Below are 13280 nucleotides of genomic sequence, written 5' to 3'. Positions count from 1 at the left end.
CGACATGAAATATGTAAGCACACGCGGACAAGCCCCCACCCTTGGTTTCAGCGACACATTGCTCGCCGGTCTTGCCCGCGACGGCGGCCTCTACCTGCCTCAGGAATATCCGCAGTTTTCGCCCGAACAAATCCGCTCCCTTCGCGGTAAATCCTATGTGGATATTGCGCTTGCCGTGCTCTCGCCCTTCGTTGATGGTGAAATTCCGCAAGCCGAATTCGAAAAGATGGTGCGTGAAGCCTATAGCACGTTCCGCCACGATGCCGTCTGTCCGCTTATTCAGACCGGCGCCAACGAATTTGTGCTGGAACTGTTCCACGGCCCCACCCTTGCGTTCAAGGATGTCGCCATGCAGTTGCTGGCGCGTATGATGGATTATGTTCTGGCTGAGCGTGGCCAGCGTGCCACAATCGTGGGTGCAACCTCGGGCGACACCGGTGGCGCTGCTATCGAGGCTTTTGGCGGCCGCGACAATGTCGATATCTTCATCCTGTTCCCCAATGGACGGGTCTCGCCGGTGCAGCAGCGCCAGATGACTTCGTCCGGCTTTGCCAATGTGCATGCGCTTTCCATCGAGGGCAATTTCGACGATTGCCAAAACCTCGTGAAAGCCATGTTCAACGACCTCGCCTTCCGCGATGCGCTGTCGCTTTCGGGCGTCAACTCGATCAACTGGGCACGAATCATGCCGCAGGTGGTTTATTATTTCACCGCAGCCTTAAGCCTTGGCGCACCCGACCGCCCGGTTTCCTTCACCGTGCCGACGGGTAATTTTGGCGATATTTTCGCAGGCTATGTGGCGAGACGCATGGGACTCCCGATCGAACGTCTGACCATTGCCACCAATGACAATGATATTCTGGCACGGACTTTTGAAAGCGGCGCCTATGAAATGCGCGGCGTCGAACAGACCACCTCACCTTCGATGGATATCCAGATTTCCTCCAATTTCGAGCGTCTGCTGTTTGAAGCCCATGATCGGGACGCAAGTTCAGTGCGCGGCTTGATGGAAAGCCTGAAGCAATCGAGTGGTTTCACCCTTGCCGAAAAACCGCTTGCCTCGATCCGCGCCGATTTCTCAGCCGGTCGCTCCACTGTGTCCGAGACGGCTGCAACCATCAAGTCTGTTCTTGAAACCGATGGTTATCTTCTCGATCCACATTCGGCGATTGGTGTTAAGGTCGCTCGCGAAAATGTGTCTGGTCTAACCCCGAACGTGGTGCTGGCCACCGCGCATCCGGCTAAATTCCCCGCTGCCGTCGAGGCTGCATGCGGGGTAAAGCCTCAGCTTCCGGCTTGGCTTTCCGACCTCATGCAACGAAAAGAAAATTTCACCGTTCTTCACAACGAGCTGAAAATCGTGGAAGAATACATACGCCAGCATTCCAGAGCCTGAGTCCGCTTTGGCCAAGAGTGGAATGCAACGACAAGAACAGCGCGGAGAATGCAGGGAGCAGTTCATTTATGGGTGTTGAAGTAACGCGTCTTTCCAACGGCCTGACCATCGCCACAGATACTATGCCGCATGTTGAAAGCGTCGCATTGGGAATCTGGGTCAAGGCGGGCGCACGAAATGAAGCCGCAGACCGGCACGGCATTGCCCACCTTCTCGAACATATGGCTTTCAAGGGTACGGACAATCGCTCATCATGGCAGATCGCTTCAGACATAGAAAATGTCGGCGGTGAAATCAATGCCGCAACCAGCGTGGAGACCACGTCCTATTATGCCCGTGTGCTGCGAAACGACATGCCGCTGGCCATCGATATTCTGACCGATATTCTGACCGCCTCGAAATTCGACGAGGACGAGCTGGAACGCGAAAAGCATGTCATCATGCAGGAAATCGGTGCGGCACACGACACGCCTGACGATGTCGTCTTCGACCGCTTTGCCGAGACCGCCTATCGCCACCAGCCGATCGGTCGCGCCATTCTAGGCGAACCGGATACGGTGCGCTCCTTCACGTCGGCAGACTTGCGCCAGTATATGGACGAACAATACAGTGCCGACCGCATGGTCGTGACAGCCGCAGGCGGTGTCGATCACGATGCGTTCGTGCGCGAAGTGGAAAAACGCCTCGGCAGTTTCCGCGCTCAAAATACCGCCCCGACGCTCGATCTCGCCACCTATGTCGGCGGTGATTTTCGAGAGAACCGCGATCTGATGGATGCGCAGGTTCTGATCGGCTTCGAGGGGCGCGCCTATCATGTACGGGACTTCTACGCCTCACAGCTTCTGGCAATGATATTAGGCGGAGGCATGTCTTCGCGCCTGTTTCAGGAAGTGCGCGAAAAACGCGGGCTTTGCTATTCCGTTTATGCTTTTCACTGGGGCTTTTCCGACACCGGCCTGTTCGGTATCCATGCCGCTACTGGTCGTGATGAACTGGTGGAACTGGTGCCTGTGATCATCGATGAACTGCAGCGCGCCGCCCAGTCGATCGATCTGGAAGAGGTTGATCGTGCCCGTGCGCAATACCGTGCGAGCCTGCTCATGTCGCAAGAGAGCGCGGCGAGCCGCGCCGGGCAGATCGCTCGGCAGTTCCTGCTATACGGACGCCCGGTTGAAAACAGCGAATTGATGGACCGTCTGGCGCAGATCACACCGGAGCGCCTGACCGATCTGGCTGGTCGACTGTTCCTCGACAGCAAGCCGACCATTGCGGGCGTAGGTCCGGTCGGACGGCTTATGAGTTTCGAGAAGTTGTCCAGCGCCCTTTCGACCGACGCGAATACGCGCAAGATTGCGGTTTAAGGCAACAAGGCGGTAGGGGAGTAAAGCATTATGTTTAAGGGAACAGATATATTCCCCCTCTCCTTTTGTCCTACTTCGCTATTGCCCTGCTGCCTTATCCAATGATCGGCCTGTCTTTCCGCCGGAACAGCCCGACCGTCATGCGCGGTCCGCGCGTCTATCTGCGCGAACCGATGGCTGTTGATTTCACCGTATGGGCAAGATTGCGCGAAGAAAGTCGTGCCTTTCTCACGCCTTGGGAGCCAACATGGCCCGATGACGACCTGACGAAAAGTGCCTTTCGTTACAGGATGCGACGTTTTCAGGAAGAAATAGCTGCCGGAACCGGCTATCCTTTTTTTATCTTTCAAAACGGCAGCAACCGGCTGGTGGGCGGAATAACTCTCGGCAATATAAGGCGCGGCGTGGCCCAAAACGGGGTTATCGGCTATTGGAGCGGCGCGCCACATGCCGGAAAAGGCTATATGGGCGAAGCGCTTGGCATGGTTATCCCCTTCGCATTCGATGAGTTGCGGTTGCACCGGATTGAAGCTGCCTGTATTCCCCATAACATACGTTCGATCCGGCTTCTCGAAAAAGCCGGATTTCAGAGAGAAGGACTGTTGCGATCCTATCTCAAGATAAACGGCTTCTGGCAGGACCACCTGTTGTTCGCCCTTATAGAAAGCGACAGACGTATGTTAAACGGCCGAAAGCATGACAGCGGGGTTGAACGCCCGTGAGAGGTTTTTCGCAAAAGCTTTTCCGCAATGCCGGGCGTCTTGTTGCCCTGCTCTTTGTCATTGCCGTTTGGACGCTGCCTTCGCTTGCGGTCGAGCCGATCAAGATTTCCAAGGAAGATACAGCGCTTGATCTGTCGCGCGCCGTGGAAATCCTGCGCAATGAGGGCGAAAGCGTCCAGGTTTCGACCGCGCCGGGCGCCGACGGAATCGTGCGCCGCATTGAGGTGGAGGCCGATCAGAATAGCAAATCATCCGGTGACTGGGCCGCCTTCTCCATCGCCAATCCCACCGATCAGCAGATCGACCGCCTCATCGTCGCCCCGCATTTCCGCCTCGCAGGCTCGGGCATCATCTGGCCCGATCTCGGCTCGCAACGTATTGCGTCCATCACGCCCAGCGAAGGTTTTGCGCTCGACCGGCAGGCGAGTGCAGATGCCGACATCTTCCGCATCACGCTTAATCCGGGCAGCGTCATCACCTTTGTCGCAGAGCTTTCTTCGCACAATCTGCCCCAGCTTTATCTTTGGGAGCCCGACGCCTATAAGGACGCGGTCAATTCCTACACGCTCTATCGCGGCATTCTGCTCGGCATTTCCGGCCTTCTGGCGCTGTTCCTGACCATCTTGTTCGTCGTCAAGGGCACTTCGCTTTTCCCGGCCACCGCGGCACTTGCATGGGCGGTTCTCGCCTATATCTGCGTCGATTTCGGTTTCTGGAACAAGTTGATGGAAATCACGCCCGGCAATGAGCAGCTATGGCGCGCGGGTACGGAAGTGGCTCTTGCCGCCTCGCTGGTGATTTTTCTTTTCACCTATCTCAATCTCAACCGCTGGCATGACCATTTCAGCTATGGTGCGGTCACCTGGGTTCTTGGCCTTCTGGCGCTTGCTGGTGTCGCGGTCTTCGATCCGCCAATCGCATCCGGTATTGCACGCATATCTTTGGCGCTCACCGTGGTATCGGGCATCGCCATCATCGGCTATCTGGCGACGAGAGGCTATGACCGGGCCGTCATGCTGATACCGGCATGGTTGCTGACCCTCATCTGGCTGATCGGCGCCTGGATGGCCATTGCGGGCAAGCTTGACAACGACATCGTCCAGCCTGCACTTGGTGGCGGACTTGTGCTGATCGTTCTTCTCATCGGCTTTACCGTCATGCAGCACGCTTTTGCCGGTGGGGCGATGCAGCAGGGCCTGCTGTCGGACATGGAACGCCAAGCGCTCGCCGTGATGGGCGCGGGGGATATTGTTTGGGACTGGGATGTACCACGCGACCGTGTAGTGACAACGCCCGACATTTCAAACTATCTCGGCAGTACCGCCAGTCCGTTGAACGGGCCGGTGCGCAACTGGCTGCCCGCGCTTCATGCCGATGATCGCGATCGCTTCCGCTCCACGCTTGACGCCATTCTGGAGAACCGACGCGGACGCATAGGACAGATTTTCCGCCTGCGCGCCAATGACGGCCATTATCACTGGTATGCACTGCGCGCGCGCCCGGTCATTGGCTCGGATGGTGAGGTCATGCGCTGCGTCGGTACGCTCATCAACGTCACCGAACAGAAAAAAGCCGAGGAGCGTCTGCTCCACGATGCAGTGCATGACAACCTGACCGGCCTACCGAACCGAGAACTTTTCCTCGACCGACTGACCAATGTAATGAACATGGCGCGTGGCGAAAGCAAACTGCACCCGACCGTCCTGATCATCGACATCGACCGTTTCAGGCAAGTCAATGACAGTCTTGGCATGTCGGCGGGCGATACTATCCTTCTCACCATCTCGCGCCGTATAGCGCGGCTGATGAAGCCAGAGGACACGCTTTCGCGCCTTTCCTCCGATCAGTTCGGCCTTCTGCTTACCTCCGAAAGCGATCCGGGGCAGATCGCCGCGTTTGCCGAGGCGCTCAGGCAGACCGTGCGTGCGCCAATCGCCTATGCCAAACGCGATATCGTTCTGACTGCCTCCATCGGTCTGATCACATGGACCAAGAATGCCAATACGGCGGAGGATTTCGTAAAAGACGCGGAACTCGCCATGCATCAAGCCAAGCGTTTCGGCGGCGACCGCATCGAACCTTTCCGGCCTGCCTTCCGTGCCATCGGCAGCGATAAGCTGCAACTGGAATCAGACTTGCACCGGGCACTGGAGCGCAACGAGATACACCTCGCCTATCAGCCAATCGTGCGGCTGGAAGAAGGCACCATCGCCGGTTTTGAAGCGCTGATGCGCTGGGAACATCCACGCCGCGGCGCGATTGCGCCGGCAGAATTCATCCCCATCGCCGAAAGTTCCGGCCTGATCGTGAAGCTCGGCCGTTTTGCCATCAAGCAGGCGGCACAAGACCTTTTTGCCTGGCAGGAGCAGTTCCCCAAACTCGACCTGTTTGTTTCCGTCAACCTGTCCTCGACACAACTCATCCGGCAGGACCTGATCAATGACGTGCGCTCGGTGCTTTCACGTATTCATCTTGCCCCGGACAGCCTCAAGCTGGAACTGACCGAATCTGTACTGATGGAAAATCCGGAACAATCAGCGCATGTATTGGCGCGCCTCAAGACCATGGGTGTCGGCCTTTCGCTCGATGATTTTGGCACCGGCTATTCATCGCTTGCCTATCTGACCCGCTTTCCGTTCGATCTCATCAAGATTGATCGCTCGTTCCTCAAAGGCCATCAGCCGCAAAAAGCAACGCTTTTGCGCTCGATTATCAGCATGGCACATGATCTGGGTCTTGCAGTGGTAACAGAAGGCGTGGAGAGTGAAAGCGACGTGCTGCAATTACGCCAAATGGACTGCGAATACGTGCAGAGCTTCATGTTCGGCCAGCCCTCCAGCCGCGACGAGGCAACGCGCATGGTTCGCGAGCAGCTGGAGGCAGCCGCGGCCTGAGTTAAGGCAGTAAGAAAATAATCTTGCCGAGTTTCTTAGCAAGAAAACACGCTGCCTTGATTCCCTACTGCCTTACGGCCCTATTCTCAGCTCACGCATGGCCAGCGTCAGAGACCAGCCGCGATATGTCTATGCCCATATGCCCCATCAGACGCGCATATTTACCCTCAATATCGCTGTCGAAAAGCATGTCGAGCGGCGCATCGCAGGTCAGCCAACCGTTTTCCACCAGCTCCGCCTCCAATTGCCCTGGTGCCCAGCTCGAATAGCCAAGCGTCATCAGGGCCTGCGTCGGCCCCTTGCCGCCATAAATGGCACGCAGGATATCCACCGTTGCGGTGAGGCAAACTTCCTCGGAAACCGGCATGGTGGAATCAACCATATAATCGTCGGAATGGAGAACAAATCCGCGTGTACTGTCGACCGGGCCGCCATTGCGTACCATCATCTGTTGCGCATGCTCAGGCAGCAAGATCAGCTCCTCATCCTCCAACAGCCCAATTTGGCGTAAAAGATCGGGAAAGCCGACCGGCTGCAACTGGTTGATGATGAAGCCCATGGCACCTTCATCGGAATGCGCACAGATATAAATAACTGATCGGGCGAACCGCTCGTCGCTCATGCCGGGCATGGCAAGCAGGAATTGCCCGTTCAAGAAACCCTGCTCCTGGTTAGGCTTTCTGACAATGGTCATAGTTATCAAGGTAGCAAGACTGCACGAAATGACAATGAGCTTTTTTCGAGGGCGTGTTTGCAGCGATTTTCGACAACGCTAAAACTCTCCATGGTCAGCACTGCTTCCTGCCCGTAGAGCCTTGATAAGGCCAAGTTTTCATTGCATCTATTATGTATGAATATACGCACGCTTCTGCTTTTTTCTCTGGTCTTTGCGGTAACGGCCCTCCCTGCCGCGGCATCGACTTCGCCATGGACGCAAACGCCCGGTGGACGGGTGCGCGTCATTATTGAAGACCAAGCATCGGACAATGGCGCGATACGCGGTGCGCTGCAAATCGATCTCGCACCAGGCTGGAAAACCTATTGGCGCAATCCCGGAAGCTCGGGCGTTCCACCACAGATCACGCTTGAGGGCCGCGCTGACGCCCAGATCGCCTATCCCGCGCCCGTACTTTTCAGCGCCGCCGAAGATGGCATCGGCTATAAGCGTCCGGTGTCCTTACCAATAACCTTTAAGCCCGATCCCGATGGCCACCGCCTCAAAGGCAATGTCTTCCTTGGCGTCTGCGAAAAAATCTGCATTCCCGTGCAGACCGAATTCGACTTTTCGCTCGAGGAAGCCGATGCTGTGCAATCTTCTGCCCCACAACAGGTTGCAGTGCGCACGATCATCGAAACCGCTTTTGACCGCCTGCCCGCACCTGCTTCCAAAGATTTTGGGATTACAAAGGTGAAACGCGAAGGCGACAAAGCCATTTTCAAACTGGCGCTTCCCGACCCGCACGCGCCTGCACAACTTTTCGTTGCCAGTGACAAGATGAGCCTTTCGCAGCCCGTTGCATCTCCTGCACAAGACGACCCGGAATTTATCGTCACACTGCATGGCAAGGCGAAGGCGGTGATCGTGGATTACACCATCGTGCAGAACGGCGAGGCCGTTTCCGGTCAGGTGGCACTCGACTAAATCTTGGCATTGCCGGGCGTGCCAAGATCGGCTTAACTGCGCTTCCCTTATCCATTGCATCAGGAGACAAAGATGACGATCAAAGTTGGTGACACACTTCCCGCAGCGACATTCAAGGTCAAGACCGCAGATGGTGTCGAGGAAAAGACCACCGACGATATTTTCAAGGGCAAGAAGGTCGTTCTCTTTGCCGTACCGGGTGCGTTTACCCCGACATGCAGCCTCAACCATCTGCCGGGTTTTCTCGACAATCGCGACGCGATCCTTGCGAAGGGCGTGGACCAGATCGCAGTTGTTTCAGTCAATGATCCCTTTGTGATGGGGGCGTGGGCTGAGAGCACCGGGGGCGAAGGAAAAATCCTGTTTCTAGCAGATGGCAGCGCGTCCTTCACCAAGGCGGCTGGCCTTGATCTCGACCTTTCCGGCGGCGGACTTGGCGTACGATCCAAGCGCTATTCGGCAATCATTGAAGATGGCATCGTCAAAGCACTCAACATTGAAGAACAGCCGGGACAGGCTGTCACGTCTGCAGCCAGCGCCCTTCTCGAACAGCTCTGATCAGATTTGCGCCTTATCCAGCGAGGGTAAGGCGCAGATTTCGCACAAGAGCGAGATTATTTTACTTTAAGCGAGGCGTGACCGCGATACTTGAACGGCTCCATGCCCGCACGAGCGAGTTCGTCGGCGCGTTCGTTTTCCGGATGCCCGGCATGGCCCTTGATCCAATGCCAGTTGACCTTGTGCGGTTTACGCGCTTCATCAAGCATCTGCCAGAGTTCCGCATTCTTGACCGGTTTCTTGGCGGATGTCTTCCAGCCGTTCTTTTTCCAGCCCTCGATCCAACTGGCGATACCATCGCGCACATAGACTGAATCTGTATAAAGATCGACCTCACAGGGTTGTTTGAGCGCGCGTAGCGCGGAAATTGCCGCCATCAGTTCCATGCGGTTGTTGGTGGTGTCCGCCTCACCCCCATTCAACTCTTTCTCAACGCCGTTAAAGCGTAGGATCGCACCCCAGCCACCGGGCCCCGGATTGCCGGAACAGGCACCGTCAGTATAGGCTTCGATGCGCTTCACGCGGAAATCTCCTGCCGATCAAGTCCATATTCAGCGGCATTTTCGATCTGGCGATGAAAGCGCATGCGCCGCACATATTCCATCGGGTCCTTCTTGACCACGAATGTACCGTCAGGAACCGTCAACCAGTCATAAAGCCGCGTCAGCATGAAGCGGATGGCGGCACCACGCGCTAGAACTGGCAATGCATCGACTTCAGCGGCAGAGAGTTGGCGCACGGCATTATAGCCGCGCAGCAGTGCCGCGCCCTTGGTGCGATTATAGGAAAAGTCCTTTTCAAAACACCAAGCGTTGAGACAGATCGCTACGTCATAGGCCAGAATGTCGGTGCAGGCGAAATAGAAATCGATAAAGCCCGAAAGCTGATCGCCGAGAAAAAACACGTTATCGGCAAAAAGATCGGCATGGATCACGCCCTGCGGCAGATCGTTTGGCCAGTTGCGTTCGAGATAGACAAGGTCACTTTCAGCCTCTGCAACCAGTCCCGGCTCGACCGTATTGGCGCGGGGTTTGGAAAGCTCCCATAGCGGATGCCAATCAGCCAATGCCAGACCGTTGCGGCGACGCATGCTGAAATCCGCGCCCGCCAGATGCATTTGCGCTAGACCGCGCCCGACCGCCTCGCAATGGACGACACCGGGCCTTCGCAGCCACATGCCTTCAAGGAAAGTGACGATAGCCGCGGGTCGACCGGCCAGTTCGCTGATGGTTTCACCGTCGCGCCGCACCACTGGCTGCGGGCATTCCAGCCCACGGCTCGCCAGATGCTGCATGAGGTTCAAAAAGAACGGCAAGTCTTCACGATTGGTACGCTTTTCGTAAAGCGTGAGGATGAATGTACCCTTGGTCGTGCGCAACAAATAATTGGAATTCTCGACGCCCTCGGCAATGCCCTTATAGGAGGTCAGGGTGCCAATGTCGTATTGCTCAAGAAACGCTGCAAGTTCGATCTCGTTGATATCGGTATAGACGGCCATGCCGCTTATTTCCCTTATGTGCTCTTTGGCATCACCTTCGGGATGCCCACGGTGCGGTTTTCGCCATTGACGAATGCCATGTCCTGAACCGTCAGTTCAACATCGCGTATTTCGCGGTTAACAAGGAAATTCTCGGTCTCGACCGTTGTCTCGGCCAGCTCGATGCGTACTTTGAACCGCCCGCGGAAGGAGGCGATGATTTCATCGACGATGATTTCAGGCGCAGACGCTCCCGCCGAAAGACCAACCACCGAAATATCGCCTATCCTGTCCCATTCGATGTCGGCTGCGCGCTGCACAAGCATCGACATACGTGCTCCAGCCTTTTCCGCCACCTCGACTAGGCGTTTGGAATTGGATGAATTGGGCGCACCAACAATCAAAAACAGATCACAACCGGGCGCCGCAGCGCGCACCGCATCCTGTCGGTTGGTAGTGGCATAGCAGATCGATTCGGCGGCTGCCGCATTCATATTGGGAAAGCGGTTCTGCAATTCCTCAATAATGCCGGCCGTATCATCGACCGAAAGCGTCGTCTGGGTGACGAAGCCAAGATTATCGGGATCTGAAAATTCAATTGTCCGCGCATCCTCGACGGTTTCAATCAGCGTCACAGCTCCTTCCGGCAACTGCCCCATGGTACCGATAACCTCGGGGTGGCCGGAATGGCCGATCAGGATGACATGTCGACCAAGGCGCTGATGGCGCATGGCCTGCTTGTGAACTTTCGATACCAGCGGACAGGTGGCATCAAGATAGAACAGGTTCTTGGCCTCGGCATCAGCTGGCACGGATTTCGGCACACCATGGGCGGAAAACACCACCGGCTGATCGCGATGCTCGGCCGGAATTTCATGGAGTTCTTCAACAAAAACCGCACCGCGCGATTGCAGGCCCTCGACCACATAGCGATTATGCACGATCTCGTGGCGCACATAGACCGGCGCGCCGTATTTTTTAAGCGCCAGCACAACAATCTGGATCGCACGGTCGACACCAGCGCAAAAACCGCGCGGGCCGCAGAGACGGATTTCCAGAGGTTTTTGCTGATCGGTCATCAAATACTCGCTAGGGTCGGCGGTCGTGAACGCGGATAATACAGAACCGGAGTTGGGCTGCAACGGAGCCAATGTCAACCCCTTACGCTCTCCGGTGCCGCCAAAGCCATGTTCCAACAACGCCCGCCAGCGCCAGCGCCAGCCCATACCATGTCACTGCATATTGCAGGTGGTTGTTGGGAAAGTCCACGATCGTCACGCCACCGATAGGCAATCCGCCCGGATTGGACTTTTTGTCGGCATCGATGAAAAACGGAACGGCGCTATTCATATCCGGCACATCGGCACTTTGCGCCATTGCCTGCCAATCCTTCCAATAGAAGATGTTTTTGGCGACATCATTGTCGGGCAGGAAAAACCCGGGCTTTGCGCTCAACGGATCGCGCGCAAGTCCGCTCACGGTTACGGGACCATCAAGCTGACCCTCCATGCGGGTCGCCGGATCCTTTTTGGCATAAGGCACGAAACCGCGATTGACGAGCACAAAACGCCTATCCTCAAGCATCAAGGGCGTATAGACATTGTAGCCTGCAGCACTCTCATAGGTCGCCAGAAAATGCCGCTCTCCCTGATGCATGAATGTGCCTGAGACCGTAACGGGACGATATTCGACGCTGCCTTCGCGCTGATAGATGTCTTCCATTTCGGCCAATGGCAACGGCGGCTCATGAATGCGCTCTTTGGTCGAAGCGATAAGGGCCTCTTTCCAGTTGAGCCGCTCCACCTGCCATGTGCCGAGCGCCAGCAGAATCACAAAGGCGATGCCTGACGCGATCACAAGGCCCCAAGGAAAGCGTGTACCAGTTCGCGTCATTCGTCGCTGTCCAGGCGCCCGGGTGCGGCCTTGTTGCGATATTGCAGATTGATGAGAATACCCTTCATGGCGCGCATGGCGACAAGGCTCAAAATAATTGCCAGCGGCACCCATAAGATAAAATGTACCCAGAGCGGTGGACCGACATTGACCTCAAGCCAAAGGGCTGAACCCACAACGATGAAACCGATGATCAGGATCACGAAGGCAGCGGGGCCATCGCCGGAATCGGCAAAGGAATAATCAAGCTCACAGGCCCTACAACGTGGCGCTACGCTCAAAAACCCGTTGAACAGCTTGCCTTCGCCACAGCGTGGGCAATGTCCGGTCAGACCGCTCTTGATGGGATCCACGGCGGGATAGTGATGATGGTCCGGCATGTTCCCTCTTCCTAAAAAAACCAAGGCGGCCATGTCACCAGGGCCGCCTTGAAAACTGTCCAGCGCGGCGATCAGCCGTGCATCGGCGCACCCCATCCGCCCCAGACATAAATGGCGAAGAACAGGAACAGCCAGACCACGTCTACGAAATGCCAATACCAGGCCGCAGCTTCAAAGCCGAAATGCTGCTTGGGCGTGAAATCACCACGCAAAGCGCGGATCAGGCAAACCGCGAGGAAAATCGTGCCAACCAGAACGTGGAAACCGTGAAAGCCGGTCGCCATGAAGAAGGTCGCGCCATAGATCGAGTCCTTGAACGCGAACGGCGCATAAACATATTCATAGGCTTGGACGAAGGAGAACAGCACGCCAAGCGCCACGGTGATCGACAGTCCAGCGATCATGCCCTTGCGGTCATTATGCAAGAGCGCATGGTGGGCCCATGTCAGTGTCGTGCCCGACAGAAGCAGGATGACGGTGTTGTAAAGCGGCAGATGCAGCGGGTCGAGAACCTCGATACCCTTGGGCGGCCATTGTCCGCCGGTAAACTCCGCACGCGCCACCTGATGCACTTCATTGGGGAACAGGCTCGCGTCGAAGAAAGCCCAAAACCACGCCACAAAGAACATGACTTCGGAGGCGATGAACATGATCATGCCATAGCGCATATGGATCGACACGACGCGCGTATGGTGGCCTTCATGGCCCTCCCTGATCGTATCGGCCCACCACGCATACATGGTGTAAAGAACGATGGCGAGGCCGATAAAGAAAATCCACGGCGTTACAAGATTGATGCCGAAAAACGGCAATTCACCTGCATTGATGTAGCGCATCCAGGCAATGCCGCCGAGCGCCAGCACGAAAACGCCGACCGAGCTTAAAAACGGCCAGGGGCTGGGCGCAATGATATGATAATCGTGGTTCTTCTGATGGATATCCGCCATGTGTCTCCCC

At 56.3% G+C, this 13280-nt stretch carries 13 protein-coding genes; 6 read left to right on the top strand and 7 right to left on the bottom strand.

The annotated features are described in order from the left end of the window. The first annotated feature begins 4 nt into the window (after positions 1-4). The 4 genes from thrC (at position 5) to AAIB41_RS01110 (ending at position 6373) form a co-directional block, all read left to right on the top strand. The gene (gene thrC, locus AAIB41_RS01125; RefSeq protein ID WP_343313790.1) at positions 5-1396 is read left to right on the top strand and encodes a threonine synthase; all 1392 of its coding nucleotides are present in this window, start codon (positions 5-7) and stop codon (positions 1394-1396) included. A 68-nt stretch (positions 1397-1464) separates the two neighbouring features. Next, entirely contained in the window at positions 1465-2757 is a 1293-nt protein-coding gene (locus AAIB41_RS01120) for a pitrilysin family protein (protein ID WP_343313789.1), read from the top strand. Positions 2758-2858: 101 nt separating this feature from the next. Then, positions 2859-3479 (top strand): GNAT family protein, encoded by a 621-nt coding sequence (locus tag AAIB41_RS01115; protein WP_343313788.1) that lies wholly within the window; start codon positions 2859-2861, stop codon positions 3477-3479. A gap of 47 nt (positions 3480-3526) precedes the next feature. Further along, positions 3527-6373, top strand: coding sequence for an EAL domain-containing protein (locus tag AAIB41_RS01110; protein ID WP_343314764.1), 2847 nt, complete (start codon positions 3527-3529; stop codon positions 6371-6373). A 91-nt stretch (positions 6374-6464) separates the two neighbouring features. Here the strand turns inward: AAIB41_RS01110 and AAIB41_RS01105 are convergent, their stop codons facing one another. Further along, a complete protein-coding gene (locus tag AAIB41_RS01105; RefSeq protein WP_343313787.1) occupies positions 6465-7067 on the bottom strand; it encodes a YqgE/AlgH family protein in 603 nt (200 codons plus the stop codon). A gap of 156 nt (positions 7068-7223) precedes the next feature. Here AAIB41_RS01105 and AAIB41_RS01100 point away from each other — a divergent pair, with 156 nt between their 5' ends. Both AAIB41_RS01100 and AAIB41_RS01095 read left to right on the top strand, forming a co-directional pair. Then, positions 7224-8015: a protein-disulfide reductase DsbD domain-containing protein gene (locus AAIB41_RS01100; RefSeq protein ID WP_343313786.1), complete on the top strand. Its 792-nt coding sequence runs from the start codon at positions 7224-7226 to the stop codon at positions 8013-8015. 72 nt (positions 8016-8087) lie between these two features. Beyond that, the gene (locus AAIB41_RS01095) at positions 8088-8573 is read left to right on the top strand and encodes a peroxiredoxin (protein WP_343313785.1); all 486 of its coding nucleotides are present in this window, start codon (positions 8088-8090) and stop codon (positions 8571-8573) included. Between the two features lie 56 nt (positions 8574-8629). Here AAIB41_RS01095 and rnhA read toward each other — a convergent pair whose 3' ends face one another. From rnhA to AAIB41_RS01065, 6 genes are all read right to left on the bottom strand, one after another. Further along, positions 8630-9094: a ribonuclease HI gene (rnhA, locus tag AAIB41_RS01090; protein WP_343313784.1), complete on the bottom strand. Its 465-nt coding sequence runs from the start codon at positions 9092-9094 to the stop codon at positions 8630-8632. After that, the gene (locus AAIB41_RS01085) at positions 9091-10071 is read right to left on the bottom strand and encodes a homoserine kinase (RefSeq protein WP_343313783.1); all 981 of its coding nucleotides are present in this window, start codon (positions 10069-10071) and stop codon (positions 9091-9093) included. The genes rnhA and AAIB41_RS01085 overlap by 4 nt, the downstream gene beginning before the upstream one ends. Before the next feature lie 14 nt (positions 10072-10085). Beyond that, complete coding sequence (gene ispH, locus AAIB41_RS01080; RefSeq protein WP_343313782.1) at positions 10086-11129, bottom strand: 4-hydroxy-3-methylbut-2-enyl diphosphate reductase; 1044 nt, start codon at positions 11127-11129, stop codon at positions 10086-10088. Positions 11130-11211: 82 nt separating this feature from the next. Further along, positions 11212-11943 carry an SURF1 family protein gene (locus AAIB41_RS01075; protein WP_343313781.1) on the bottom strand — a complete coding sequence of 244 codons (732 nt, stop codon included), beginning with the start codon at positions 11941-11943 and terminating at the stop codon, positions 11212-11214. After that, complete coding sequence (locus AAIB41_RS01070) at positions 11940-12323, bottom strand: DUF983 domain-containing protein (protein ID WP_343313780.1); 384 nt, start codon at positions 12321-12323, stop codon at positions 11940-11942. Before AAIB41_RS01070 ends, AAIB41_RS01075 begins: the two co-directional genes overlap by 4 nt. Positions 12324-12394: 71 nt before the next feature. Next, on the bottom strand, positions 12395-13270 hold the full coding sequence (locus AAIB41_RS01065; protein ID WP_343313779.1) for a cytochrome c oxidase subunit 3: 876 nt from the start codon (positions 13268-13270) through the stop codon (positions 12395-12397). Positions 13271-13280 lie beyond the last annotated feature (10 nt).

This window comes from Brucella sp. BE17 (genome assembly GCF_039545455.1).
In the GTDB taxonomy this organism is placed as follows: domain Bacteria; phylum Pseudomonadota; class Alphaproteobacteria; order Rhizobiales; family Rhizobiaceae; genus Brucella.
This window is presented reverse-complemented; position numbering and strand designations above follow the sequence as displayed.

Bases quoted from the DNA above. Each gene is read 5' to 3' on its own strand.
- AAIB41_RS01100 (WP_343313786.1), top strand. From the start codon at position 7,224: ATGAATATACGCACGCTTCTGCTTTTTTCTCTGGTCTTTGCGGTAACG.
- AAIB41_RS01105 (WP_343313787.1), bottom strand. From the start codon at position 7,067: ATGACCATTGTCAGAAAGCCTAACCAGGAGCAGGGTTTCTTGAACGGG.
- ispH (WP_343313782.1), bottom strand. From the start codon at position 11,129: ATGACCGATCAGCAAAAACCTCTGGAAATCCGTCTCTGCGGCCCGCGC.
- AAIB41_RS01065 (WP_343313779.1), bottom strand. From the start codon at position 13,270: ATGGCGGATATCCATCAGAAGAACCACGATTATCATATCATTGCGCCC.
- AAIB41_RS01120 (WP_343313789.1), top strand. From the start codon at position 1,465: ATGGGTGTTGAAGTAACGCGTCTTTCCAACGGCCTGACCATCGCCACA.
- AAIB41_RS01075 (WP_343313781.1), bottom strand. From the start codon at position 11,943: ATGACGCGAACTGGTACACGCTTTCCTTGGGGCCTTGTGATCGCGTCA.
- AAIB41_RS01095 (WP_343313785.1), top strand. From the start codon at position 8,088: ATGACGATCAAAGTTGGTGACACACTTCCCGCAGCGACATTCAAGGTC.
- AAIB41_RS01115 (WP_343313788.1), top strand. From the start codon at position 2,859: ATGATCGGCCTGTCTTTCCGCCGGAACAGCCCGACCGTCATGCGCGGT.
- thrC (WP_343313790.1), top strand. From the start codon at position 5: ATGAAATATGTAAGCACACGCGGACAAGCCCCCACCCTTGGTTTCAGC.
- AAIB41_RS01070 (WP_343313780.1), bottom strand. From the start codon at position 12,323: ATGCCGGACCATCATCACTATCCCGCCGTGGATCCCATCAAGAGCGGT.
- AAIB41_RS01085 (WP_343313783.1), bottom strand. From the start codon at position 10,071: ATGGCCGTCTATACCGATATCAACGAGATCGAACTTGCAGCGTTTCTT.